General features: G+C 66.7%; 20 protein-coding genes. 11 read left to right on the forward strand and 9 right to left on the reverse strand.

All coding sequences use genetic code 11. The annotated features are described in order from the left end of the window. Positions 1–54: 54 nt before the first annotated feature. Positions 55–702, reverse strand: a complete 648-nt coding sequence (locus J1N50_RS11225) for a TetR/AcrR family transcriptional regulator (protein ID WP_281414834.1) — start codon at positions 700–702, stop codon at positions 55–57. 112 nt (positions 703–814) lie between these two features. On the opposite strand from J1N50_RS11225, the gene J1N50_RS11230 reads away from it, so the two are divergent. Genes J1N50_RS11230 through J1N50_RS11240 form a run of 3 tightly spaced genes read left to right on the forward strand, consistent with a single transcriptional unit; the run spans position 815 to position 6552 of the window. Then, positions 815–1981, forward strand: a complete 1167-nt coding sequence (locus J1N50_RS11230; RefSeq protein ID WP_215353541.1) for an efflux RND transporter periplasmic adaptor subunit — start codon at positions 815–817, stop codon at positions 1979–1981. Between the two features lie 10 nt (positions 1982–1991). After that, positions 1992–5159 carry an efflux RND transporter permease subunit gene (locus J1N50_RS11235; protein WP_215353542.1) on the forward strand — a complete coding sequence of 1056 codons (3168 nt, stop codon included), beginning with the start codon at positions 1992–1994 and terminating at the stop codon, positions 5157–5159. Next, positions 5152–6552 (forward strand): efflux transporter outer membrane subunit, encoded by a 1401-nt coding sequence (locus J1N50_RS11240; RefSeq protein WP_215353543.1) that lies wholly within the window; start codon positions 5152–5154, stop codon positions 6550–6552. The genes J1N50_RS11235 and J1N50_RS11240 overlap by 8 nt, the downstream gene beginning before the upstream one ends. Before the next feature lie 15 nt (positions 6553–6567). On the opposite strand, the gene J1N50_RS11245 is transcribed toward J1N50_RS11240, so the two are convergent. Beyond that, positions 6568–7539: an XdhC family protein gene (locus J1N50_RS11245; protein WP_215353544.1), complete on the reverse strand. Its 972-nt coding sequence runs from the start codon at positions 7537–7539 to the stop codon at positions 6568–6570. Between the two features lie 33 nt (positions 7540–7572). Here J1N50_RS11245 and J1N50_RS11250 point away from each other — a divergent pair, with 33 nt between their 5' ends. Beyond that, a complete protein-coding gene (locus J1N50_RS11250; RefSeq protein WP_215353545.1) occupies positions 7573–8151 on the forward strand; it encodes a nucleotidyltransferase family protein in 579 nt (192 codons plus the stop codon). A gap of 16 nt (positions 8152–8167) precedes the next feature. Here J1N50_RS11250 and paoC read toward each other — a convergent pair whose 3' ends face one another. From paoC to paoA, 3 genes are read right to left on the reverse strand one after another with little or no spacing between them, the layout of a single operon-like run. Beyond that, positions 8168–10375, reverse strand: a complete 2208-nt coding sequence (paoC, locus tag J1N50_RS11255) for an aldehyde oxidoreductase molybdenum-binding subunit PaoC (protein ID WP_215353546.1) — start codon at positions 10373–10375, stop codon at positions 8168–8170. 4 nt (positions 10376–10379) lie between these two features. After that, positions 10380–11330, reverse strand: coding sequence for an FAD binding domain-containing protein (locus tag J1N50_RS11260; RefSeq protein WP_215353547.1), 951 nt, complete (start codon positions 11328–11330; stop codon positions 10380–10382). Further along, complete coding sequence (paoA, locus tag J1N50_RS11265) at positions 11327–11971, reverse strand: aldehyde dehydrogenase iron-sulfur subunit PaoA (RefSeq protein WP_215353548.1); 645 nt, start codon at positions 11969–11971, stop codon at positions 11327–11329. The genes J1N50_RS11260 and paoA overlap by 4 nt, the downstream gene beginning before the upstream one ends. A gap of 262 nt (positions 11972–12233) precedes the next feature. Between paoA and kduI the strand changes: the two genes are divergently transcribed. The 3 genes from kduI to J1N50_RS11280 all read left to right on the forward strand — a co-directional run bounded on the left by kduI (position 12234) and on the right by J1N50_RS11280 (position 15003). Then, positions 12234–13076: a 5-dehydro-4-deoxy-D-glucuronate isomerase gene (kduI, locus tag J1N50_RS11270; protein ID WP_215353549.1), complete on the forward strand. Its 843-nt coding sequence runs from the start codon at positions 12234–12236 to the stop codon at positions 13074–13076. A gap of 139 nt (positions 13077–13215) precedes the next feature. Further along, positions 13216–13983: a 2-dehydro-3-deoxy-D-gluconate 5-dehydrogenase KduD gene (gene kduD / locus J1N50_RS11275; RefSeq protein WP_215353550.1), complete on the forward strand. Its 768-nt coding sequence runs from the start codon at positions 13216–13218 to the stop codon at positions 13981–13983. A gap of 9 nt (positions 13984–13992) precedes the next feature. Beyond that, the gene (locus J1N50_RS11280) at positions 13993–15003 is read left to right on the forward strand and encodes a sugar kinase (protein WP_215353551.1); all 1011 of its coding nucleotides are present in this window, start codon (positions 13993–13995) and stop codon (positions 15001–15003) included. Positions 15004–15009: 6 nt separating this feature from the next. Here J1N50_RS11280 and J1N50_RS11285 read toward each other — a convergent pair whose 3' ends face one another. Further along, a complete protein-coding gene (locus J1N50_RS11285; protein WP_215353552.1) occupies positions 15010–16062 on the reverse strand; it encodes a LacI family DNA-binding transcriptional regulator in 1053 nt (350 codons plus the stop codon). 275 nt (positions 16063–16337) lie between these two features. Here J1N50_RS11285 and J1N50_RS11290 point away from each other — a divergent pair, with 275 nt between their 5' ends. Genes J1N50_RS11290 through J1N50_RS11305 form a run of 4 tightly spaced genes read left to right on the forward strand, consistent with a single transcriptional unit; the run spans position 16338 to position 21075 of the window. Beyond that, entirely contained in the window at positions 16338–17021 is a 684-nt protein-coding gene (locus tag J1N50_RS11290) for a 2-keto-4-pentenoate hydratase (RefSeq protein WP_343227867.1), read from the forward strand. Between the two features lie 24 nt (positions 17022–17045). After that, the gene (locus J1N50_RS11295) at positions 17046–18353 is read left to right on the forward strand and encodes an MFS transporter (protein WP_215353554.1); all 1308 of its coding nucleotides are present in this window, start codon (positions 17046–17048) and stop codon (positions 18351–18353) included. Beyond that, positions 18350–19762, forward strand: a complete 1413-nt coding sequence (uxaC, locus tag J1N50_RS11300; RefSeq protein WP_215353555.1) for a glucuronate isomerase — start codon at positions 18350–18352, stop codon at positions 19760–19762. Before J1N50_RS11295 ends, uxaC begins: the two co-directional genes overlap by 4 nt. A 32-nt stretch (positions 19763–19794) precedes the next feature. Then, the gene (locus J1N50_RS11305) at positions 19795–21075 is read left to right on the forward strand and encodes a mannitol dehydrogenase family protein (protein WP_343227868.1); all 1281 of its coding nucleotides are present in this window, start codon (positions 19795–19797) and stop codon (positions 21073–21075) included. On the opposite strand, the gene J1N50_RS11310 is transcribed toward J1N50_RS11305, so the two are convergent. The 3 genes from J1N50_RS11310 to J1N50_RS11320 form a co-directional block, all read right to left on the reverse strand. Next, positions 21072–22403, reverse strand: a complete 1332-nt coding sequence (locus tag J1N50_RS11310) for a dicarboxylate/amino acid:cation symporter (RefSeq protein WP_343227869.1) — start codon at positions 22401–22403, stop codon at positions 21072–21074. The two genes, J1N50_RS11305 and J1N50_RS11310, sit on opposite strands and share 4 nt — an antisense overlap. A 127-nt stretch (positions 22404–22530) precedes the next feature. Next, positions 22531–23925, reverse strand: coding sequence for a phosphoglucomutase/phosphomannomutase PgmG (gene pgmG, locus J1N50_RS11315; RefSeq protein ID WP_215353557.1), 1395 nt, complete (start codon positions 23923–23925; stop codon positions 22531–22533). A 199-nt stretch (positions 23926–24124) separates the two neighbouring features. Then, positions 24125–26236 carry a prolyl oligopeptidase family serine peptidase gene (locus tag J1N50_RS11320; RefSeq protein WP_215353558.1) on the reverse strand — a complete coding sequence of 704 codons (2112 nt, stop codon included), beginning with the start codon at positions 26234–26236 and terminating at the stop codon, positions 24125–24127. Positions 26237–26302 lie beyond the last annotated feature (66 nt).

Raw genomic sequence — 26302 nt, forward strand, 5'->3', positions numbered from 1 at the left:
CCTCGGGCTGGCCCGAACCTGTCGTCCGATCTGCGGTGGCCGTCGTCCCAGCCGTCAGGCGATCCTGAAATGGCTGAAAAATGGCTGTAGCCGCCAGCGGATCTGCGCTTCGTCGAGCATACCGTCTTCCACGCCGAACAGGCGGTTGAGCATCATGTCGCCCGAAATCGTCGATAGAAAAAGATGCGCGGCCGCTTCCGGATCGTCGATCGCCGCCTTGCCGGTGGCAGCCCATTCGGAGAATAATGCCGACACCTCCGCAATGAAAGGAAGGTGAAGGTCGCGATAGGTCTGCAACGCGAAATCGCGGTCGCGAAGGCCTTCGGAAACCAGCATCCGCAACAGCGCTACCGTGCGCGGCGATTGCCAAAGCCCGATCTCGCGGCGGACGAAGCCCATCAGGATATCGACGGCCGACGCGTCGGGCGCCTCCACCTGATTGACCCGGCCCTGCATCGTCTCGTCGCGCCAGCGAACGGCGATCGCATGAAGCAGGCCCTGCTTGTTGCCGAACAGTTCGTAGAGGGTTGCGAGCGAGCCGCCCGAACGCCGAACGATCTCGGCAAGACTCGTCCTGTCATATCCCTGGTCCATGAACAGCGCTTCGGCGGCGTCGAGAATCGCCTCGTGCCGCCGTTCGCGCGGACTGGTGGGTCCCTTGGGTCTATCGGTTTGACATGGAGTCGCTTCATTCTCGACCAACGGCCCGTCCTCTCTCTTGCTCTTTTCTGTAATTTAAATTACACGGCACCAAAGCGCAACGGTTTCCATCCGTCGCCTTTCACCGAAAACAACGAATTTTTCAGGGGTCCCTATGAGTCGCGTCCGTCCCTTTGCAAGCGTCGCCGGCGCTGCGCTGGCCCTGTTGCTGGCTGGCTGTTCGTCGGAAGCGCCGCCCGCGCCGCCGCCGCCCGAGGTCAACATCGTGACGGTCGGGACGCAGCCCGTGCCCAACATCATCGAGCTGCCCGGCCGCGTGCAGGCCTATCGCACCGCCGAAGTGCGCGCGCGCGTCGACGGGATCGTCGAGCGCCGCCTGTTCGAGGAAGGCAGCTATGTCGCCGCGGGCAAGGCGCTGTTCCGCATCGATCCGCGCCAGTTGACCGCGAACGTCAATGCGGCGCGCGCCCAGCTTGCCCGCGCGCAGGCGACCGCCGCCAACGCACGGCAGGTGGTCGGCCGCTATCAGCCGCTGCTCTCCGAACAGGCGATCGGCAAGCAGGAGTATGATGCCGCGGTTGCCGCGCAGCGCACCGCCGAGGCCGATGTCCAGTCGGCGCAGGCCAATCTCGATTCGGCGCGGCTCAGCCTTGGCTATGCGACCGTGACCGCGCCGATTGCCGGCCGGGCGCGGCGCGCCGAGGTGACCGAGGGCGCGCTGGTCAGCGCGGCGCAGGGCACGTTGCTGACGACGATCGAACAGATCGACCGCGTCTATGTCAATTTCGGCCAGTCGAGTTCGGATCTGATGGCGATCCGCCGCGACATCGAAAGCGGGAAGCTCCAGATTCCGCCGGTGGGCCGCGTCGAGGTGCAACTGGTCCTCGAGGACGGCACCCCCTATCCGGTGGTCGGGCATCTCGACTTCCTCGACCTGTCGATCGACGAGGCGACCGGCACCGCGGCGTTGCGCGCCGAATTCCCCAATCCCGCCGATACGCTGCTGCCGGGGCAGTTCGTTCGCGCGCGTATCAAGGCCGGTTTCAGACCGAACGGCATCCTGATCCCGCAGCGCGCGGTCAAGCTGTCGGCCGATGCGGCGACGGTGATGATCCTCGACGAAAAGAACATCGTCACCATCCGTCCGGTGAAGCTCGGGATGATGCAACAGGGGCAATGGGCGATTCTCGACGGGCTGCGGCCCGGCGACCGCGTGATCGTCGACGGGCTGCAGAAGGTCCAGCCGGGGCAGACCGCCAAGGTCGGCGGAACCGCGGCGACGCGGCCGACGCCCGCCAAAACCGCGACGAAGAAACGCTGAGTTCCGCAGCATGAGCCCCCGCTTTTTCATCGACCGGCCCATTTTTTCGTGGGTCATCGCCATCGGCATCCTGCTGGCCGGAATCATCGCGCTGCGCGGTTTGCCGGTCGAACAATATCCCTCGGTCGCGCCGCCATCGCTGACGATCAGCGTCACCTATCCGGGCGCCGATGCGAGCACGCTCGAGCAGAATGTCACGCAGGTGATCGAGCAGGAGCTGAACGGGGTCGAGGGTTTCCTCTACATGGCCTCGACCAGCGAATCGAACGGCACCGCGTCGATCACGCTGACGTTCGAAGCCGGCACCAATATCGATGACGCCCAGCTGGAGGTGCAGAACCGTCTTCGCCGGGTCGAACAACGCCTGCCCGACGATGTGCGCCGTCAAGGCATCTCGGTCACCGAGGCCAATTCGGGCTTCCTGCTGATCGTCGCGATCACGTCGAAGAGCGGCAACACCGACCCGATGGAGGTCAATAATTTCGCCAACACGCGCGTGCTCGACGAGCTGCGCCGCGTGAACGGCGTCGGCAACGTCCAGGCCTTTGCCCCCGAATATGCGATGCGCATCTGGCTCGACCCGCAGAAGCTCGCTTCGCACAATCTGTCGCCCGCCGAAGCGCTAGGCGCAGTGCAGGAGCAGAACAGCCAGACGCCGGGCGGCCAGCTAGGCGACCAGCCGCTTGCAAAGAATGCGCAGCTCAACGCCGTGATCACGACGCAGGGGCGTTTCACCAAGCCCGAGCAATTCGAAGGCATCATCCTGCGCGCCAACCCCGACGGTTCGGCGGTGACGCTGGGCGACGTCGGGCGCGTCGAGTTGGGGGCGGCGAACTACGTTTTTTCCTCGGAGCTCAACGGCAAGCCGATGGCGGGCCTTGCCGTCCAGTTGACGCCGGGCGCCAACGCGCTGTCGACCGCGGAAGGCATCCGCAGCCGGATGGAAGAGCTGTCGAAGGGCTTTCCGCCCGATATCACCTGGTCGATCCCCTACGACACGACGCCCTTTATCAGCCTGTCGATCGAGGAGGTGGTGAAGACGCTGGGCGAGGCGATGGTGCTGGTCTTCCTGGTCATGTTCCTCTTCCTTCAGAACTGGCGTGCCACGGTCATCCCGACGATCGTCGTCCCGATCGCGCTCGCGGGTGCGTGCCTCGGCCTGTGGATCGCAGGCTTTTCGATCAACGTGCTGACCCTGTTCGGGATGGTGCTGGCGATCGGCATCCTTGTCGACGATGCGATCGTCGTGATCGAGAATGTCGAGCGCATCATGAGCGAGGAGCATCTGTCGCCCTATGAAGCGACGGTGAAGGCGATGAGCCAGATCACCTCGGCGATTATCGGCATCACGCTGGTGCTGATCGCGGTGTTCATCCCCATGGCCTTCTTCCCCGGCTCGACGGGCGGCATCTATCGGCAATTCTCGCTGACGCTCGCGATTTCCATCGCCTTTTCGGCCATGCTCGCGCTGACCTTGACCCCGGCGCTCTGCGCGACGCTGCTCAAGCCGCACGATGAGGAGAAGCGGAGCGGGCCCATCGGCCAATGGTTCGACCGCTTCTTCGCCCGCTTCAACGGCTGGTTCGGCCGCACGACCGATCGCTATCAGGGCCGCGTCGGGCGCATACTGTCGTCGCCGTTGCGCTGGCTCGGCGTCTTTGTGGCGATGGTCGCGGTGACCGCGCTGCTCTTCACGCGCCTGCCGGGGTCGTTCCTGCCGCAGGAGGATCAGGGCTATCTGATCACCGTTGTCCAGGCACCGCCGGGCGCGACGACCCAGCGCACCGATCTGGCGTCCGATCAGGTGAAAAAATTCTTCGCCGCCCAGCCACAGGTTGCGAACACCGTGCTCGTCCGCGGTTTCAGTTTCTTCGGTCAGGGGCAGGCGAACGCGATCATGTTCACCCCGCTCAAGCCGTGGGACGAGCGCACGGGCGACGGCGACAGCGCCGATGCGATCGCCGGCAAGGCGATGGGCGCGTTCATGGGAATCAAGGAAGCCTTCGTCTTCTCGCTGAGCCCGCCGTCGATTCCCGAACTCGGCACCGCGAGCGGCTTTACGTTCAAGCTGCAGGACCGCGGCGGCAACGGCCGCGCGGCGCTGATGCAGGCGCGCAACCAGATGCTGGGCGGCGCGATGCAGAGCAAGCTGCTCGCGAACGTCCGGCCCGAGGGGCAGGAGGATGCACCGGTGCTGAAGGTCGATATCGACCGCACCAAGGCGCGCGCGCTCGGCCTGTCGATCGGCGACGTCAACGCGACCCTCGCGATCGCCTTTGGCAGCGCCTATGCCAACGACTTCACGCGCGAGGGGCGCGTGCTGCGCGTGCTGATCCAGGCCGACGCGGCGAGCCGCATGACCCCGCAGGACGTCACCGACCTCAAGGTGCGGAGCGCGGCGGGCGAGATGGTGCCCTTCGGTTCGTTCAGCACCGCCGAATGGTCGGCCGAGGCGCCGCAGCTCCAGCGCTACAACGGCTATCCCGCGATGACGATCTCGGGCGAACCCGCGCCCGGCCAGTCGACCGGCGAGGCGATGGCGGAGATGGAGCGGCTTGCGGCCTCTTTGCCCGCAGGTTTCTCCTATGAATGGACCGGCATCTCCTATGAGGAGAAGCAGTCGGCGGGGCAGATCGGGATGCTGCTCGGCCTGTCGCTCGTCGTCGTCTTTCTGCTGCTCGCCGCGCTCTACGAAAGCTGGTCGGTGCCGGTCGCGGTGCTGCTGGTGGTGCCGCTGGGCGTGCTCGGCGCGGTGCTGTTCTCGATGATGCGCGGGCTCGGCGCCGATATTTATTTCAACGTCGGGCTGATCACGATCATCGGCCTGTCTGCAAAGAATGCGATCCTGATCGTCGAATTCGCGATCGAGCAGGAGGCCGAGGGCAAATCGACGCTCGACGCGGTGATGGAAGCGGTGAAGCTGCGGCTGCGCCCGATCATCATGACCAGCCTGGCGTTCATCCTGGGCATGGTGCCGCTGGTCATCGCGAGCGGGGCAGGGGCGGCAAGCCGCATCGCGGTCGGATCGGGCGTCATGGGCGGCATGATTGCGGCGACTTTGCTCGGCATCTTCTTCATCCCGCTGTTCTATCTGTCGGTACGCAAATGGCTGAGCCGCAAGCGGCCGCCGGCGCCCGGCGAGAAAGGCCATCACGATCCGGAGCCCGGCCATGCGTAAGTTCGCCGTCCTCTTCGCCGCGACCGCGTTGGCGGGCTGCGTCAACCTTGCGCCCGACCATGTGCGGCCGCCGCTGGCGACCGATGCGCATTATCCGCAAGGATTCGAGAATGACGTGACATTGGGGCAGCGCGCGACCGACGTCGCGTGGCGCGACTTTTTCGCCGACCCGCAGCTGGAGGCGCTGATCGCGCGCGCGATCGAGCGCAATCGCGATCTGGCGGTGGCCGTTGCGCGGATCGAGGAGGCGCGCGGCCTCTATCGCATTCAGGACGCGGATCGCCTGCCGACCGTGGGCGCGAGCGCCGACGCGGTGCGTAGCCGTGGCCCGTCGCCGAGCGGCCCCGGAACCGACACGTCGAACCGCTATTCGGTCGGCGTTGGCGTCACTTCGTTCGAACTCGATTTCTGGGGCCGGGTGAAGAATCTGTCGGAGGCGGCGCGCAGCCAGTATTTCGCGACGCAACAGGCCGAGCGCGCGTTCCGGCTGACGCTGGTTCGCGACGTCGCATCGACCTATTTCGCCTCGCACGGCGCCGAGGAGCAGATCGAGCTCGCCGAGGCGACGGTGACGAGCCGGCGCGAAGGACTGCGGATCGCCAAGCTGCGCCTCGACGCCGGGGTGACTTCGGCGCTCGATTACCGCCAGTCGGAGACGCTGCTCACGCAGGCCGAGACGCAGCTTGCGAGCCTGAAGCTCGCGAAGGCGCAAGCGGACAATTTCCTCGCCGTGCTCGTCGGCGGTCCGCTTCCGGCCGATCTGCCCGCGGCGCTGCCGCTGGCCGCCCAGTCGTCGCCGCCGACGCTGTCGGCCGGCCTGCCGTCGGACCTGCTCGTCGCGCGGCCCGACATCGTGGCGGCGGAGCAACAGCTTCGCGCGGCGCGCGCCAACGTCGGCGCGGCGCGCGCCGCCTTCTTCCCGTCGATTTCGTTGACCGGCAATGTCGGTTTCGCGTCGGGCGCGCTCGACGGCCTGTTCACCGACAATGGGCTGACGTGGAGCTTCGGGCCGTCGATCACCCTCCCGATCTTCGATTTCGGGCGCAACAAGGGCAATCTGACCGTCGCCGAGGCGCGCGAGAATATCGCGGTCGCAACCTATGAAAAGACGGTCCAGTCGGCCTTTCGCGAAGTCGCCGATGCGCTCGCCGGGCGGCGCTATCTTGCCGAACAGGTCGAGGCGCAGGAGCGCGGTACGCTGGCGACGCGTCGCATCGCCGATCTGGCGCGCAAGCGCTACCGCGAGGGCGTTTCGACCTATCTCGAAGTGCTCGACGCCGAACGCAGCCTGTTCGCCGCCGAGCAGGCCTTGATCGAACTGCGCCGCGCGCAGGCCGACAATCTGGTGACGCTGTACGTCGCGCTGGGCGGAGGGTTGGTCGGGCCTGCCTGACGGCGCGCCCGCCGGTCAGTCGTAGAGGCCTACGGTTTCCGCCGCTTGCTTTTGCGCACCCGCCCCATCGGCCTGATAGGCGGCGACGATTTGCGCGATGACCGACAGGGCGAGCGTCGCCGGGTCGCGCGTTGCCGGAATCAGTCCGGCGGGATTCCGGAAATGCGCGAGGGTCGGTTCGTCGAATCCCTTGTCGCGCAGCATCCTCAGCCGGTCGCGGCGGCTCTGCGCGCCGCCGATGGCGCCGACATGGAGATGCGGTTGCCGCAGCGCCCAGGGGAGCAAAACCTCTTCCCACTCATGGTCGTGGAACAGCAGGGTAAAAGCGGTCCAGCGGTCGCCCCGAAGCGGGGGAGGCGCGCGGTGGTCGATCGGGGTTGCCGCGATCCCGGCGGCGGCAAGCCCGGCCACGTCGGTCGAAGCGGGAGAAAGAGCGCGAACATCGGCGCCGAGGAAATGGGCAAGGCGCGCGGTCGCGACCAACGCATCGCCGTGTCCCATCGCGACGATGCGCAGGGACGGAACGAAGGGGCGGAGAAAGCCGTCGCCTGACCAGCCGCATGTTGCGGCGGACCGGGCAGCGGTTATTCCAGCGCCCGAGATAGAGATCGCGGCTGGTTCACGCGCATCGAGGCGGGCAAGCGTTGCGGCGATCGCCCCCGGGTCGGGGCGGGGTGTAAACAGCAGGTCGATCCCGCCGCCGCAGGGCAGGCGGATGTCGATGTAGGGCGACCCCGCGCCGAAGCGGACGATGCGGCTTTCCCCGGCCCTGAGGATTGACCGCGCCTCGCCGACGATCGCCGCCTCGATACAGCCGCCGGAGAAAGAGCCGCGATAGTCGCCGTCGGATCGGACGACCATCTGTGCCCCCAGCGCGCGCGGCGACGAGCCCGCGATGCCGACCAGCGTGACGAGGACGGCTTCCCCGGCAGGCGCGTCGAGCGCAAAGCGCAGGATGTCGGCGGGGGTGGTTGCCAGCGGGGTCATTTTGCCGGACAGTCGCGCAACGGAGGAGGCGACATGATCGATCCGGGCGCGGTTGCCGCCATCTTTCTGGCCGCGGGCCGGTCGAGCCGGTTCGGCGCCGCCGACAAGCTGCTCGCGCCGCTCGATGCCATGCCCGTCGCGCTGCGCGCGGCAGCGGCGATCGTCGAACTTGCGCCAGCGCGGCGGATCGCCGTCTGCCCCGATCGTGACGGTGACCTTGCGACGCTGCTCGCGGCCGAGGGGTTCGAGATCGTCGCCAACCCGGATACGGAAGCCGGCCTGTCGGCCTCGCTGCGGAAGGGCATCGACGCTGTCGCGGCCGGGCCCGAAAGGGCGGCGCTGCTCTGCCTGGCCGATATGCCCCTCGTGCGCGCGGCGCACCTGCGCGCGCTTCTGGCGCGGTTCGATCCCGAAACGGCGCCGGTCGTCGCATCGAGCCGCGATGGCGTGCCGATGCCCCCGGCGCTGTTCGCGCGCGCGGTGTTCGGCGAACTGGCTACGGCAACGGGGGATCGGGGAGGGCGCGCGCTGCTGGCCTCGGCGGCGCTGGTTCCGGCAGCCGCCGGCGAACTGGCCGACATCGACCGCCCCGCGGACCTGTCCGCGTGGTAGCGGCCACGCCGCCGCATCAGGCGATCGCCGGCAGGCGGTCGATCAGCTTGTCGAGCGTCACCGGATAGTTGCGCACGCGAATGCCGGTCGCGTGATAGACCGCGTTGGCGACCGCCGCCGCGACCCCGCAAATCCCGAGCTCCCCGACGCCCTTTGCCTTCATCGGCGACGTGGTCGGATCGACCTCGTCGAGGAAGATCACGTCCTGCGACGGAATATCGGCGTGGACGGGCACTTCGTAGCCCGCGAGGTCATGATTGACGAAAAAGCCGAACCTTTTGTCGACCGCCAACTCCTCCATCAGCGCCGCGCCCGCGCCCATCGTCATCGCGCCGATGACCTGGCTGCGCGCCGCCTTCGGGTTGAGGATGCGCCCCGCCGCACACACGGCAAGCATCCGGCGCAGACGGATCTCGCCGGTCGCGGCGTCGACCGCCGCCTCGACGAAATGTGCGCCGAAGGTCGATTGTTGGAAGGTCTGCGCGAGGTCGCCATATTCCATCATGTCTTCGGCTACGACCTCGCCGTCGGCCGCCGCCCTGGCGAGCGCGATGCTCTTTCCGCCGGCGCTGACCTTGCCGTTCGCAAAGGCGGCTTTTGCCGGATCGAGACCCAGTTTTTGCGCGATAGCGGTACGCAATTTGGCGCAAGCGGCGTAGACGCCCGCGGTCGAGCTGTTCGCGCCCCACTGGCCGCCCGAGCCCGCGGATACGGGGAAGAGCGAGTCGCCGAGGCGGACCTCGACCCGATCGAGCGGTACGCCGAGCATTTCGGCGGCGGTCTGCGCGATGATCGTATAGCTGCCGGTGCCGATGTCGGTCATGTCGGTCTCGACGATCACCCGGCCCGCGCGATCGAGCCGCACGCGCGCCGCCGATTTTTCGTTGAGATTGTTGCGGAAGGCGGCGGCGACTCCGGTGCCGACGAGCCAGCGGCCGTCGCGGGTCAGGCCGGGCTTCGGATTGCGCGATGCCCACCCGAATTTGTCGGCACCGATCCGGAGGCATTCGTTGAGCTGGCGCTGCGAGAATTTGCGCTCGGGCTTCTCGGGATCGACCTGCGTGTCGTTGAGGATACGGAAGGCGACGGGGTCCATGCCCAGCTTTTCGGCCATCTCGTCGATTGCGATCTCCAGCGCCATCAGGCCGGGCGCCTCGCCGGGCGCGCGCATCGCGTTGCCCTCGGGAAGGTCGAGGACGGCGAGGCGCATCGCGGTCATCCGGTGCGGCGCGGCATAGAGCAGGCGCGTCTGCCCGACCGCGGTTTCGGGGCCGCCGCCCTTGAGGTCGCCCGACCAGCTTTCATGGCCGATCGACGTCAGCTTGCCGTCGGGTGTCGCGCCGAGGCGGATGCGCTGGATCGTCGCGGGGCGATGGGTCGTGTTGTTCGCGATGAGCGGACGCGGCAGTGCGACCTTGACCGGCCGACCGGCTGCCTTGGCACCCAGTGCCGCGAGGATCGCGTCGGCGCGGACGAACAATTTGCCGCCGAACCCCCCGCCGATATAGGGCGACACCAGCCGGACATTTTCCCTGGGAATGCCGAGCGTTTTTGCAACGTCGCCGACCGACCAGGCGATCATCTGGTTCGATGTCCACAGGGTGAGCTTGTCGCCATCCCAGCTTGCGATAGAGGCGTGCGGCTCCATCATCGCATGGCTGTGGTCGGGGGTCGTATAATGTTCGTCGAGCTTGACCGGTGCCGAGGCGAAGGCGGCGTCGAAATCGCCGAAGCTGCTGTCGGGCTCGGTGCCGAAAAAGGCCGGCGGCTTGATCGCCCCGTCGAGCGAACTCGCAAGGTCGAAATTGCCCTTATCGCGGGTGTACCGGACGCGGACGAGCCCGGCGGCCGCGCGCGCTTGTTCGAAGCTCTCGGCGACGACGATCGCGATTGCCTGATGATAGTGCTGGATTTCGGGTCCGCCGAGCAGGCGGGCGGTGTTGAAGTCGCCTTTGCCTAACGTCCCGGCGCTGGCCGCGGTGACAATGGCGAGAACGCCGGGCGCCGCCTTCGCCTCCGCGAGGTCGATCGACGCGATGCGGCCCTTGGCGATCGCCGAGCCGACGATGAAGCCATAGGCCTGGTTGGGCACGGCGTCGTGGCGCTCATAGGCGTAGGGCGCGGTGCCGCTGGTCTTGAGCGGCCCCTCGATCCGGCTGGTCGGCTTGCCGACGACCTTGAGCTGGTCGATCGGATTTTCGGTGGCAGGCGTGTCGAACTTCATCGGTTCAGCCTTTCGCTTGCGCCAGCACCCCGGCGAGCGTGCGCTCGACGAGGGGCAGCTTGTAGGCATTTTCGTGGCTGGTCTTCGCGCCCGCGAGCAGCGCCGAGGTGACTGCCTTCGCGCCGCGCGGCAACTCCGCATCGGCTGCCTTGACCCGCCACGGCTTGTAACCGACCCCGCCGAGCGCGACCCGGCCGCTGCCGTCGGGCTGGACGACGACGCCGACCGAGACGAGCGCGAAGGCATAGGAGGCGCGGTCGCGGACCTTGTGATAGATGTGCGTGCCGCCGACGGGTTTCGGCAGGGTCACCGCAGTGATCAACTCGCCCGGCGCCAGCGCGGTTTCGAGGTGCGGCGTGCTGCCCGGCGCGCGGTAGAAATCGGCAAGCGCGATGCGGCGTGCCTTGCCTGCCTTGTCGACTGTCTCGACCGTCGCGTCCAGCGCCTGCATCGCGACCGCCATGTCGCTGGGATGGGTGGCGATGCACGCCTCGCTCGCGCCGACTACGGCGTGCAGGCGGCTGAACCCGCCGATCGCCGCGCAGCCGCTGCCCGGCTGGCGTTTGTTACACGGCTGGTTGGTGTCGTAGAAATAGGGGCAGCGCGTGCGCTGGAGGAGGTTACCCGCGGTCGTCGCCTTGTTGCGCAGCTGGCCCGAGGCGCCCGCGACGAGCGCGCGCGAAACGAGGCCGTAGTCGCGGCGGATGCGCGCGTCGGCGGCGAGGTCGGTGTTGCGCACCATCGCCCCGATCCGCAGCCCGCCATCGCTCGTCGGCTCGATCGTGTCGAGCTTCAACCGGCTGACGTCGATCAGATGGGAAGGAGTTTCGATCTCGAGCTTCATGAGGTCGAGGAGGTTGGTGCCGCCCGCGATGAAGCGCGCGCCAGGCGTGCGGGCAAAGGCGGCGGTGGCGGCGGCGGGGGTGTCGACCCGCTCATAGGTGAAGCTCTTCATGCCTTCACTCCCGCGGCGTCGACAATCGCGTCGACGATGTTCGAATAGGCGCCGCAGCGGCAGATGTTGCCGCTCATCCGCTCGCGCAGTTCGCGCGGCGTGACGGCAGGGGCGACGGAGAGGTCGGCGGTCACGTGGCTCGGGATGCCGGCCTTGATCTCGTCCAGCACCGCGACGGCCGAGCAGATCTGGCCGGGCGTGCAATAGCCGCATTGATATCCGTCGTGGACGACGAAGGCCTCCTGCATCGGATGCAGATTGCCCGGCTGGCCCAGCCCCTCGATCGTCGTGATCCGGTCGCCGTCGTGCTGGACCGCGAGCGACAGGCAGCTGTTGATCCGCCGCCCGTCGACGAGGACGGTGCAGGCGCCGCACTGGCCGTGGTCGCATCCCTTTTTGGTGCCGGTCAGGCGCAGATGCTCGCGCAGCGCGTCGAGCAATGTCGTGCGCGTATCGAGTTCGAGCGAGTGCGCGGTGCCGTTGACTTCGAAATCGACCTTTGCGGTCGGCGGGCTTGCCGGAGCCCTGGAGGGCGCCGCTTCGGCCATCGCGGGTCTGGCGACTGCCGCCGTGGCGACCGACGCAGCGCCGCCGGCCAGCAGCCCGCGCCGCGAAATGGGAAAGTCGTCGGATGGCGCCATGTCATGTCCCCGATCGTCTGGTGCGCCCGCGGATTGCAGTCCCCGCAGCGCTTTGAGCCATTATGTGCCGGATGGGACGATGCATGCCGCCCCGCACTCTTTTCGGATGTGCGGGAACGGTATCATAGGGATGTGCGGTAGGGCAATCGGGAGTCTGGCGGCGTCGCCGCCTTCTTCTCGATAGCGGTTGCCGCAGAGCATTGACACCGGTTACCTAATTGCCTATCGCAGCCGGAAACCAATCTTGTTCGAGGATGCCGCCATGTTCGATCGCACCTATTACGCCACCCATCCCGCGATGATGGAGGATGTGTCGAACGCGGAGCTTCGCGACCGTTATCTGATCCGGAATCTCTTCCGCCCCGGCGAGTGCGTTCTCAACTACACCCATGCCGACCGCTTCGTCATCGGCGGGGTCGCGGTCGGCGGCGCGCCGGTCAAATTGCCGGCGCAGACCGAGCCGCCGTCGGCGGCCGGGCACCCGTTTCTCGAACGGCGCGAGCTTGCGATCGTCAACATTTCGTCCGTCGAAGGCACGGTCACGGTCGACGGGGAGGTCTTCACGCTCGGCAACAAGGATTGCCTCTATGTGACGATGGGCGCGACGGACGTCGAGTTCGCGGGGCAGGGTGCGCGCTATTATCTGGCGTCGTGTCCGGCGCACAAGGCGTTCACGACGCGCAAGCTCGGCATCGCCGACGCCAACGCGCTCGACCGCGGCAGTCTCGCCGAATCGAACGAGCGCACGATCTATCAGCTCGTCATTCCCGGCGTCTGCGACAGCGCCCAGCTCGTCATGGGGCTGACCGTGCTCAAGGAAGGCAGCGTGTGGAACACGATGCCGCCGCACATTCACGAGCGCCGCAGCGAGATCTATTTCTATTTCGAACTCGACAATGTCGAGACCGACCGCGTGATGCATTTCATGGGCGAGGGCGAGGCGACGCGCCACATCGTCATGCAGAATGAGGAAGCGGTGATCAGCCCGCCGTGGTCGATCCACATGGGGGCGGGTACTAAATCCTATGCCTTTATCTGGGCGATGGCGGGCGAGAATCAGGATTATACGGACATGAACGTTCTCGACATCTGCCAGCTGTCGTAAAGAGCGTTCCGGTCTTCCTCGTCACCCTGAACCCGTTTCAGGGTCCATGGCTGGACCTTTCCTAAAGCGCCGCGCCGGACGAGGGGGCAGGCCGTGGATGCTGAACCAAGTTCGGCATGGCGAGAGGATGAGACAAGCGATGTCATTGTTCGACCTCACTGGAAAAGTCGCGCTGGTCACCGGCGCCAACACCGGCATCGGACAGGGGATCGCGGTGGCGCTCGCCGGGGCGGGGGCCGACATTGCCGCTGCGGGCCGCTCGCCCGCTGACGGGACCGTCGACAAGGTGCGCGGGCTCGGACGGAAGGGCGAAAATTTCGTCGCCGATCTGTCGAGCGTCGGCGCGGTGCAGCCGCTCGTCGATGCGGTGCTCGCCGAATTCGGCCGCATCGACATCCTCGTCAACAATGCGGGCATCATCCGCCGCGCCGACGCGGTCGATTTCACCGAAGAGGATTGGGACGCGGTGATGGACACCAATCTCAAGACGCTCTTCTTCCTGTGTCAGAGCGTGGGTCGCCACATGATTGCGCGTATCGAGAAGGAGGGGGGCTCGGGCAAGATCATCAACATCGCCTCGATGCTCACCTTTCAGGGCGGCATCCGCGTGCCGAGCTATACCGCGTCGAAATCGGGGGTCGGCGGGCTCACCAAGCTGCTCGCGAACGAATGGGCAGCGAAGGGCGTGCAGGTCAACGCGATTGCCCCGGGCTATATCGCGACGAACAACACCGCCGCGCTCCAGGCCGACGAGACGCGCAATCGCCAGATCATGGAGCGTATTCCGGCGGGGCGCTGGGGCGATCCTGCCGACATCGGCGGCGCCGCGGTGTTCCTCGCTTCCCCGGCGTCGGACTATGTGCAGGGCCATATCCTCGCCGTCGACGGCGGCTGGCTCGCGCGCTAGCATCGCGCCATGACCGGCCGCCTTGTCTTCTTCGGCGAACTGCTGATCCGCCTGACGGCGCCGGGCAACGAGCTGTTGATGCAGTCGCCCGCCCTGTCGCTTCACGTCGGGGGCGCGGAAGCGAATGTCGCGATCGGGCTCGCGCACCTCGGCCACGACTGCGCGATGGTCAGTTCCATTCCACCCAACGCTCTGGGGCGCGGAGCGGTAGCGGCGGTACGCAGCGCCGGCGTCGACTGTGCCGCTGTCACCAGCCGCCCCGGGCGGATGGGGCTCTATTTCCTGAGCGTCGGCGCCGGGTTGCGCGCGTCGGAAATCGTGTACGACCGTGCGGGATCGAGCTTCGCGGCGACCGGGCCGGAAGATTATGACTTCGACCGATTGCTGGCGGGGGCCGGGCTGCTGCACCTGTCGGGGATCACCCCCGCGCTCGGGCCACGTTCGGCCGAAGCCGCGCTCGCGGCGGCGCGGGCGGCGAAGCGGCTGGGCGTCCCGGTCAGTTTCGACGGCAATTACCGCGCCATGCTGTGGGACGCGTGGGACAGCGAGCCGCGTGCGATCCTGTCGGCGTTGATCGGAACCGCGGATATCCTTTTCGGCAACCACCGCGACCTGTCGCTGGTGCTGGGGCGCGCGTTCAGCGGAGAGGGCGAGGACCGGCGGCGCGAAGCGGCCGAAGCCGGTTTTGCGGCGTTTCCGGGCCTCAAGCTGATCGCCTCGACCGCGCGGCACACCGTCACCGCCGACCATCATCGCATCGCGGCGCGCATCGACCTGCGCGAAGCGAGCCACCAGACGGCCGACATCGACGTGACCGGCATCGTCGACCGCATCGGCGCCGGCGACGCTTTCGCAGCGGGGGTGCTTCATGCGCATCTGTCGGGCGGCGATGCGCGCGCGATGGCAGAAAGCGGACTCGCGCTCGCCTGCCTCAAACATTCGTTGCCGGGCGATGCCAGCCGTTTCGGGCAAAGCGACATCGACGCCTTCCATTCCGGGGCGCTCGACGTCCGGCGATAGGGCAGGTCAGCCGCGCGGCGGCGCGACCGACTGGCGTTCGATGAAGGTTGACGGCATCACCGGATTCTCGTCGTCGGCTGCCTTGGCGCCGGAGCCCAAGAAATCGGCAACGAGCGTGCGCGCGGCGCGCGATCCCATCTCGCGGATCGGCCACCGCACCGTGCTGAGCGCAGGCCAGATATGCGTTGCGGTCGGCGAATCGTCGAAACCGATAATCGACAGGTCGGCGGGAACCGACAGACCCTTGCCATGTGCAACGCTCATCACGCCTGCTGCCATTTCGTCGTTCGACACGAAGACGGCGGTCGGCGGCTCCTCCAGCGACAGCATCGCCTCGCCCGCCTCGACTCCCGCGGTGTAGCGATAGTTGCCGGGCGCGTAGAGCTCGTCGGGAAGCGACAGCCCCGCAGCGGCGAGCGCGGCGCGAAATCCCTCTTCGCGTTCGGCGGCCGAGCGGAAGCCCGCGGGGCCGCGCACGAAGCCGATGCGGCGGTGGCCAAGCGCGATCAGCTTGCCCACCGCCTCGGCGACGACTTCGCGATCGTTCGACGACACGCAATGCCTTGCATCGTCGAGCGGCGCCGATCCGACGCGGACATAACGGACGCCCAGATCCTCGCAGATCTTTGCAAGATCGTCATTCTCCGAAATCGGCGGCAGCAGCATAGCGCCGATCGGGCGCTGCTTTTCGAGGAACAGGCGCACGTCGTCGAGCAGCTTGTCCGAGCCGCGATCGACCGGGCGGACGAGCAGCGCAAGATCGCTGTCCTTGATCGCGTCGAGAACGCCCTGCTGGAAATTGAGCACCGTCTGCGCGTTCGGATTGTCGTGGAGCAGCGCGATCAGGAAATTCCGGCGAAAGGCGAGGGCGCGCGCCTGCGGATTGGGAACGAAGCCGAGCGTTTCGATCGCCTGCTGCACCGACTTGCGGGTCTTGTCGCTGATGAACTCGGACCGGTTGATGACGCGGCTCACCGTCTTTTTCGATACCCCGGCCATCGCCGCGACGTCGTTGATTGTCGGTTGCTTGCCGCCTTGTCCGCCCGCGCGTGCCGCCATGATAACGCTTTCTCTCCACCGCGCCGCACGCCCGAAGCGCCAAGCCCACCTGTCGGCCGGTACCGTCCCTAGTGAAGGCTTGGCCCCGCAAAATCAACCGTGGCTGCGGCTATTCGCTTGCTTTTGACACCGGTGTCTTTTAGGACATTCGGCGGAAGAGGGAAATCACAAAAATGCCGGCAACGAACGAACAGCAGAATATCGCCCAGGCGTTTCTGGCGGCGCGTCAAAAAAAGACACCGCTTACCTCGTATCCCGGCACGATGCCGGCCAGCATGGCGGAGGCCTACGCGATCCAGGATGCGGCGATCGCGTCCGACGGGCGCCGTGTCGGCGGCTGGAAGGTCGGCCGCATCGCCCCCGAACTGGTCGGCGCCTATGGCGACAACCGCCTGACCGGCCCTGTTTTCAGCGACGAGATATTCGACGGCAGTGCGGGGCAGCGGCCCATAATGCCTGTCTATGCCGACGGTTTCGCGGCGGCCGAGGCCGAAGTCCTGTTGTGTCTCGGCGACGTCGGCACGCGCGATTACGACCTGGAGTCGGTGAAGGATTGCATTATCGAAGTGCGAACCGGCATCGAGATCGCAAGCTCGCCCTTTCCCGCGATCAACCAGCATGGCCCGGCGGTCACGGCCTCGGACTATGGCAATAACAAGGGGCTGATCCTCGGCCCCGCGATTTCCGGCTGGCGCGACGCCGACCTGATCCGCATGCCCGTCGAATTTTTCGTCGACGATGCACCGGTCGGCGCCGCGACGATGGAGACGATGCTCGACGGTCCGTTCGGATCGGCGCTCTTCCTGATCCGCACGCTGCGCGCGCGAGGTATCGCGATCGCCCCGGGCACCTGGGTGTCGACCGGGGCGATCACCGGAATTCACGAAATCCGGCCCGGCCAGCGGGGCGATGCGCTCTTCGACGGAAAAATCCGCGTCGGCTGCGCGGTTACAGGATAAGAGACAGACCAGCGGGAGAGACAAATGGCAAAGGCAATCGCGAACGGAGGCGCTGTGCCGCGGATGGGTCGCTACCGCTGGCTGATCGTGGCGGTGCTCTTTGCCGCGACGACGGTCAACTATATCGACCGCACAATGCTCGGTCTGCTCGCGCCGACGCTCGGCGACGAGCTGGGGTGGAGCGAGAATGACTATGGCAACATCGTCACCGCCTTCCAGGCCGCCTATGCGCTCGGCTTCCTGCTCATGGGCTGGCTGATCGACCGCTTCGGGCCGAAGATCGGCTATGGCATCGCGATCTCGATCTGGACGATCGGCCATGTCGCGCATGGCTTCGCCTCGTCGGTGGCCTCCTTCATGATGGCGCGCGTGATCCTGGGGGTCGGTGAGGCGGGGCATTTCCCCGCGGTCGTCCGCGCGTCGAGCGAATGGTTTCCGCAGAAAGAGCGATCCTACGCGATCGGCTGGGTCAACAGCGCGACGACGATCGGCGTCATCCTGACCGCCCCGACGATCGCCTTCTTCATGCGTGTTCTCGGCTTCGACTGGCGCGAAACCTTCATCGTCACCGGCGCGTTCGGCGTCGTCCTGCTGCTCCTGTGGCTCTGGCTCTACAGCAATCCGCGCGAGAGCGGCAAGGTCAGCGCCGCCGAGCTTGCGTGGATCGAGCATGACCCGCCGGAGAAGATCGAGCGGCTCGGCTGGGGCGCGGTCGTCACCAAGCGCGAGGCATGGGCCTATGCTCTCGGCAAGTTCCTCACCGATCCGGTCTGGTTCCTGATGCTCTTCTGGCTGCCGAAATATTTCAGCACGACCTATGACGTCGACCTGAAGGTCGTGCTGCTGCCGATGATCGTCATGTATCTGCTGTCGGACGTCGGCAGCATCCTGGGGGGCTGGGTGTCGTCGAAGCTGATCCAGACGGGGCACAGCGTCAATTTCGCGCGCAAGGCGACGATGCTGGGTGCGGGATGCTGCGTGCTGCCTTTGCTGTTCGTCTCGGGGCTCGACAATATGTGGCTCGCGGTGGTGTTGATCGGCATCGCGCTCGCGGGGCACCAAGCCTTTTCATCGACGATCCTTTCGATCCCGCCCGACATGTTCCCGAAGCGCGCCGTCGGGTCGGTGATCGGGCTGGGCGGCTTTGCCGGCGGGGTCGGCGGCATGGTCATGGCGAAGTCGACCGGGCTGGTGCTCGATGCAACGGGGGGCAATTACACGGTCATCTTCGCCGCCTGCACGACCGTCTATTTCCTAGCGGTGCTGGCGATCCACACCCTCAGCCCGCGCCTCGCGCCCGTTGCAATAGAGAGCGAAGCTGCCGCGGCATGACGCGTCCGCTGACCCTGCATCCCGACCGCCTCTTTCCGTCCGATCCGGGGCAACGCGACATTGCGCGCCGATTGTACGCGGAGGTGGCCAGCCTTCCGATCATCAGCCCGCACGGGCACACCGACCCGAGCTGGTTCGCGGGCAACGCGCCCTTCGGCAATGCGGCGGAGCTGCTGCTGCATCCCGACCATTATCTGTTCCGGATGCTCTATTCGCAGGGCATATCGCTCGATGCGCTCGGCATCGGAAATCCGGGCGCCGATCCGCGCGAAAGCTGGCGGTTGTTCGCCCGGAACTATCATCTGTTCCGCGGCACCCCTTCGCGGATGTGGATGGACTGGGTGTTCGCCGATGCGTTCGGTTTCGACGTGCAATTTTCGGGCGAGACGTCGGACCTCTATTACGATCGCATCACCGAGGCGTTGGCGACCGACGCCTTTCGCCCGCGCGCGCTGTTCGACCGCTTCGGGATCGAGGTGATCGCGACGACCGAAAGCCCGCTCGATACGCTGGGTCATCACGCCGCGATCCGCGCCGCCAATGCGAGCGGCGAGTGGAGCGGGCGCGTGATCACCGCCTATCGCCCCGATCCGGTGGTCGATCCGGAGTTCGGGGGCTTTCGCGATAATCTTGCGCGCTTCTCCGAGCTGTCGGGCGAAGATGCCTTCAGTTACGCCGGTTATCTCGCCGCGCACCGCAACCGCCGCGCCTGTTTTGAGGCGATGGGTGCGACCTCGACCGACCATGGGCACCCGACCGCAGCGACCGCCGACCTGTCGGACGCCGAGGCCGAGGCGCTGTTCGCGCGCGTTACCGGCCCCGCGGTCAGCCCCGCCGACGCCGAGCTGTTCCGTGCCCATATGCTGACGGTCATGGCGGGGATGAGCCTCGATGACGGGCTTGTCATGCAGATCCATCCCGGCGCGTTCCGCAATCATAACGCCTGGCTGTTCGAGCATTACGGCCGCGACAAGGGCGCCGATATTCCGACGGGCACCGATTATGTCCATGCGCTGCGCCCGCTGCTCGGCCGCTATGGCAATGAGGCGGGACTCACGGTCATTCTCTTCACCCTCGACGAGACAAGTTACGCGCGGGAGCTGGCGCCGCTCGCGGGCCATTATCCGGCGCTGAAGCTCGGCCCGGCCTGGTGGTTCCACGACAGCCCGGAGGGGATGCGCCGGTTCCGCAGCCAGACGACCGAGACGGCGGGCTTCTACAACACGGTGGGCTTCAACGACGACACGCGCGCCTTCCTGTCGATCCCGGCGCGCCACGATGTCGCGCGGCGTATCGATTGCGGCTTCCTTGCCGGGCTCGTCGCCGAGCACCGGATGGCGGAATGGGAGGCGGCCGAGCTTGCGATCGACCTCAGCTACAATCTCGCCAAGGCCGCGTACAAGCTGTGAGGCTGTCGGCGCAAACGCCGCTCCCTGTGTCGGTGCAGGTGCCGGACTACGACCGCGCGGATCAGAAGCCGGGCATCGTCCATATCGGCATCGGCGCGTTCCACCGCGCGCACCAGGCGCTCTATACCGACGCTGCGATGGGGGCGGGCGACCGCGACTGGGGCATTATCGGCGTGTCGCTGCGCTCGGGCGACGTCGCCGCGCAGCTCAACCCCCAGGACGGGCTTTATACGGTGAGCAGGCGCAGCGCAGCGGGAACCGGCGTGCGCCTGATCGGTGCGGTGCAGAAGGTGATCGTTGCGGCCGATGCTCCGCAGGCGGTTGTCGACGCCATCGCCGCGCCGGCCACGCATATCGTCAGCTTCACCGTCACCGAGAAAGGCTATCTGCGCGGCCCCGGCGGTTCGCTCGATCTGGACGCTGCCAGGGGGTCATCGAGCCTCTACCGCTTTGTCGGCGCCGGTTTGGCAGCGCGCAAGGCGGCTGGCTTGCCCGGACCGACCCTGCTCAGCTGCGACAATCTTGCGGGTAACGGGGCCGTGCTGAAGGCGCTGATGCGCCAGTATCTTCTCGCCGATCATTCCGGTCTGATCGACTGGTTCGACCGCGAATGCCGCTGTCCTGCGACGATGGTCGACCGCATCGTTCCCGCCACGACCGACGCCGACCGCGCCGCTGTGGAAGCCGCGCTCGGTGTGCGTGACGAAGGCGCCGTGGTCACCGAAGGCTTTAGCCAGTGGGTGATCGAGGATGACTTTGCCGGCCCGCGCCCGTTTTGGGAGAAGGTCGGCGCCGAACTCGTCGACGACGTCGCGCCCTATGAAACGGCGAAGCTTCGCATGCTCAACGGCGCCCATTCCGCGCTCGCCTATATCGGGCTGGGGAGGGGGCACGAATTCGTCCATCAGGCGATCGCCGATCCCGCCATTCGCCCGGTCATCGAACGGCTGATGCGCCATGAAGCCGCGCCGACGATCGACGCGGCGTCGGGGCAGGATCTGTCCGCCTATGCCGATGCGCTGCTCGATCGCTTCGCCAATCCGGCGCTGCATCACCGGCTGATCCAGATCGCGATGGATGGCAGCCAGAAGATTCCGCAGCGCTGGCTTGAAACGCTGGCGTGGCATCAGGCGCGGGGCGAGCATTGCCCGTCGCTGGAAGCGGCGGTCGCCGCCTGGATCGACTTTCTGCGGAGCGACCGCCCGATCGACGATCCGCTCGCCGCGCCGCTCAAGGCAGCGGCAGCGGGCGCCGATGCGGCACGGCGGATATTCGGGCCGACAGGACCGATCGCCTCGCCCTGGCGGCCCTAATCGATGTCCTGCTCTATTGGCGCAGCCGCAATCCCCGATGGGGGACTGCCATCGAGCGCCAGCCGCAGCCGGTCACGGTCGAGCGCATTGTCCCAGCGCGCGACGACGACGGTCGCGACGGCGTTGCCGATGAAATTCGTCAGGCTGCGGCATTCCGACATGAAGCGGTCGACGCCGAGGATCAGCGCCATGCCGGCGACCGGGACCGACGGCACGATCGACAGCGTCGCGGCCAGCGTGATGAAGCCCGCGCCGGTGACCCCTGCGGCGCCCTTCGACGAAATCATCGCGATCAGCAGCAGCGCGATCTGGTCGCCCAGCGACAGGTCGACGTTGCACGCCTGCGCGATGAACAGCGCGGCGAGCGTCATATAGATGTTGGTGCCGTCGAGATTGAACGAATAGCCGGTCGGCACGACCAGCCCGACGACCGACTTGGCGCAGCCCGCGCGCTCCATCTTTTCCATCAGGCTCGGCAGCGCGCTTTCGGACGACGAGGTACCGAGCACCAGCAGCAGTTCGGCCTTGAGATAGCGGATCAGCTTCAGGATCGAGAAGCCGGCGAGCCGCGCCGCGGCGCCGAGCACGACGAGCACGAAGATCAGCGAGGTCAGGTAGAAGGTCGCGACCAGCCCCGCGAGATTGGCGAGCGATTCGATGCCATATTTGCCGATGGTGAAAGCCATCGCGCCAAATGCGCCGATCGGCGCCGCGCGCATCAATATGCCGACGAGCTTGAAAACCACCAGCCCGACGCGTTCGAACAGGTCGCGCACGGGAGCGGCCGGTTCGCCGACCATCGACAGCGCGATGCCGAACAGGATCGACACCAGCAGAACCTGCAGCAGCGATTCCCCCGTCAGCGCCGAGATCAGCGTGGTCGGGATGATCGCCATCAGGAAATCGACGATGCTGTTGTGGGCAGCCTTCTCGACATAGCCGCTCACCCCCGCGGTATCGAGCGTCGCCGGATCGACATTCATGCCGGCGCCCGGCTGGACCGTATTGGCGACCACCAGCCCGACGATCAGGGCGAGCGTCGAGAAGAAGAGGAAATAGACGAAGGCCTTGCCCGCGACGCGGCCGACCGACCGCAGCTCGCTCATGCCCGCGATGCCGGTGACGAGGGTCAGGAAGATCACCGGCGCGATGATCATCTTCACCAGCTTGATGAAGGCGTCGCCGAGGGGTTTCAGCGCTTCGCCGGTCGCAGGCCAGAAATGACCGATCAGCGCGCCGAAAAAGATCGCAACGAGCACCTGAACATAGAGTTGGCGGTAGAAAGGCCTGGCCTCTGCCAAAGTCTGTCCTGCCCGATCGATCGTGATAGCGGCCACGCGTGATACCCCCCCGAACGCGGCACCTTGCCGCCGCTGCACATCCCGCGCAAGCCGCGCGGCGACCGGACCGCATTCTGCCGGATCGAGCCGGAACCAGACGGCGCCGAACCGTTCGTCAGTGCGCCGCCTGCGGGCCGCGGGCAACACCCGACTGTTCGAGCTGGTCGTCGATCGCGGCGATCAGCCGGTCGAGCGCCGCTTCGTCCTTCGCCTCGGCACGCGCGACGAGCACGTCCTGCGTGTTCGAGGCGCGGAGCAGCCACCAGCCGTCGCCGGTCATCACGCGCGCGCCGTCGGTGCGGTCGACCCTGGCCCCGGACGCGGTGAGTCGCGCGAGAACCTCATCCACAATGGCGAATTTGCGCACCTCGTCGACCTGGAAACGCATTTCGGGCGTGTTGACCATCGCCGGCATGTCACCGCGCAGTTCGGTCACGCTCTTGCCCAGCTTGTGCGCCGCCTCGATCAGCCGGACCGCGGCATAGGGCGCATCGTCATAGCCATAATAGCGGTCGGCGAAGAAAATGTGGCCGCTCATCTCGCCCGCCAGCGGGCTGCCCGTTTCCTTCATTTTGGCCTTGATCAGGCTGTGGCCGGTCTTCCACATCAACGGCTTGCCGCCCATCCCGGCGACGCGGTCGAACAGCGCCTGGCTGGCCTTCACATCGGCGATGATCGTCGCGCCGGGAATGTCCTGCAGCGTGGCCTCGGCATATATTTGCAGCAGCTGGTCGCCCCAGATCACGCGGCCCTGCCCGTCGATGGCGCCGATCCGGTCGCCGTCTCCATCGAAAGCGACGCCGAAATCGAGGCTCTTCTCCGCGACCAGTTTGCGCAGGTCGGCCAGATTGGCCTCGACCGTCGGATCGGGATGATGGTTGGGGAAATGGCCGTCGATGTCGGTAAACAGAAGATGATGCTCGCCCGGAAGCCGCGCGGTGAGCTTTTCGATCACCGTGCCCGCGGCGCCGTTGCCGGCGTCCCAGCCGATGCGGAAGGCGCCGCCGGCGAAGCCTTCGACGAGACGGTCGACATAGGCGTCGACGATGTCGATACTCTCCGACGTGCCTTCGCCCCCGGCATCGACGGCTTCCCAGTCGCCCGCGGCGGCGATTTCGCCGATCCGCTGGATGTCGGCGCCGAAAAAGGGACGCCCCTGAAACACCATCTTGAAGCCGTTATAGTCGGGGGGGTTGTGGCTGCCGGTTATCTGTATGCCGCCATCCACATCCTCGGTTGAGGCGGCATAATAAAGCATCGGCGTGGGACCCAGCCCGACGCGCAGCGCGTCGACGCCCGCCGCGTTGATCCCCTCGACCAGCGCGGCCTCGAGCATCGGCGACGACAGGCGCCCGTCATAGCCCACGGCCACCCGCTTGCCCCCCGCGCGCTTGACCAGCGTTGCGAAGCTGCGCCCGATCGCATGGGCGTCGGCCGCCGACAGCGTGTCGCCGACCACCCCGCGGATGTCATATTCGCGGAGCATCGAGGCGTGAAATATGTGGGTCATCGGGTGCTGGCTCGCTGGAATGTTTCTGGAATCGACGGATGGCCTGCCATCGGGACAGGTCGATGACAAGTCACTGGCCAAAGTTTGCGGCGGGCGAAACCCCGAATTCCTGTTGGGTGGGAGCAATCTGCGGTGTGGCTGCGGCGGGCCGGGCGCGGCGCCGCCCAGCGAATGACGGTGCCCGCCGCAGGGTCCCACCCTATTTCTTCCCGGCCAGTTCCATCGTCAGAAAGGCGTGGAGCATCGCGGCGCGCACGGCATCCTCGGCATGGTCGGCGCCGACCGAATGGCCGCCCTCCAGATATTCGTGAAAATAGACCTTGTTGCCATATTCGGTCAGGCGCGCCGCGAATTTGCGCGCATGGCCGGGGTGGACGCGGTCGTCCTTGGTCGAGAGATAGAGGAAGATCGGCGGGTATTTCACGCCCTTGCGGATGTTCTGATACGGCGAATATTTCGACAGGAACGCCCAGTCGGCGGGATTGTCGGGATCGCCATATTCGGCGACCCACGAAGCGCCCGCGAGCAGCTTGTTGTAGCGCTTCATGTCCTTGAGCGGCGAGCCCGAGATGACCGCGCCGTAAAGATCGGGCCGCTGCTCCATCGCCGCGCCCACCAGCACGCCGCCGTTCGAGCGGCCCGAGATGGCGATCTTGCCCTTTGCACTCACGCCGGTCGCGACGAGATCCTCGGCGACGGCATGGAGGTCGTCGAAGCTGTTCTGGCGCCTCTCGCGGAGCGCCGCCTGATGCCAGGCGGGGCCATATTCGCCGCCGCCGCGGATGTTCGCGAGGACATAGGCATTGCCGTCCTCGACCCAGAACAGGCCGAGCGGACCGGCGCGATAGGGCTGGCCGGTGAGATAGCCGGGGGTCTGCGCGGCGCGGAAACCGCCATAGGCGTGGACGAGCGCGGGGACAGGGCCGGTCGCGCCCTGCTTGCGGACGAGGAAATAGGGCACCTTGGTGCCATCCTTCGAGGTTGCGAAGCGCTTTTCGACGCGTATGTCCTTCGCATCGAAGGTGGCGGGGAGGCTCTGCACCACCCGCGGCGCGCCGCTCTCGCCGACCGCATAGAGCGTCGGCGGCATCAGCATCGTCTCGGCGGTGACGAACGCCAGGTCGCGGTCGTCGACGGTTCCGGCGATGTTCAGCGTCGCATTGGCGGTAACGGGCACTTCCTTCTGGCTCCAGCGGCCGCTCGCCCGGTCGCGGCGCAGCGCGAACAGCTTGCCCTCCACATCGTCGAGCGCCTTGACCCACAAGACATTCCTGCTCGCGGCGACATTCTCGATCGCCTGCGATTTCGTCGGCGTCATCACCGGCACGAAGGGCACCTGACCGCCGCTGGCGAGGATATCGAGCGGCAGCGCGAGGAGCGAGCCCGCGGGAAAATCGGCGTAGGGCTCATTAAGAAAGATAATGACCTGGCCGTCGATCACCGCGCGGATGTCGGCGGTGTCGGGAATGACGCTGAGGTCGAAATCGCCGTCGCCGGGGTTCGGCAACAGGATGTCGCTGGTGTAGAAGGTCTTGTTGCGGCTGATCATCGTCCGGCGCTTGTCGCCGTCCATGAAGGCGAAGACGTTGATGCCGACGTCCGCGGCTGTGCCCTCGGCGACCGTCGCGGCGGTCGACAGCGGCGTGCCCCGCTTCCAGCGCTTGACGATGCGCGGATAGCCCGATGCGGTCATGCTGCCTGCGCCATAGTCGGTCGCGACGAGCAAGGTGTCGGCATTCTCCCATGTCACGCTGCTCTTCGCCTGCGGCAGCGTGAAGCCGTCCGCGACGAAGCTTTTTGTCGTGCGGTCCCATTCGCGGACGATATCGGCGTCGGTGCCGCCGGGACTCACCGAAATCAGGCAGCGCTTGTAGTCGGGCGCGAGGCAATCGGCGCCGTGCCAGACCCAGCTCTGCTTCTCGGCCCGGCCGAGCGCGTCGATGTCGATCAGCGTCGTCCACACCGGCTTGCCCGCAAGATAGGCGTCGAGCGGGCTTTGCCGCCAGATGCCGCGCGGGTTGGCGGCGTCGCGCCAGAAGCTGGTGATAACGTCGCCCATCACCTCGCCCGGCCCGGCGATCTGGCGGTCGTCGTCGAGGATCGCCTTCGCGCGCTGGCGGTCGGTTTCGAAGCCGGGGCGAGTGCGGATCAGCGCGTCGGTCGCCGCATTTTCCTTCTTCACCCAGTCGAGCGCCTTTTGCCCTTCGATATCCTCGAGCCAGAGATAGGGGTCCCGGGTGTCCTGAGCCGCCGCGGCGACCGCGAGGAGGGACGGGCCGAGGGCAAGCGCGGCGAGGGTGGCGCGGATCATGTCTTGGAATTCTCCCCTGGGGTGTGGCGGCGCGTATCGCGGCGCTGTGCTAGCACCACCAGACAC

Origin of the sequence: Sphingopyxis soli, from assembly GCF_018682675.1 — a bacterium.
Lineage (GTDB): Bacteria > Pseudomonadota > Alphaproteobacteria > Sphingomonadales > Sphingomonadaceae > Sphingopyxis > Sphingopyxis soli.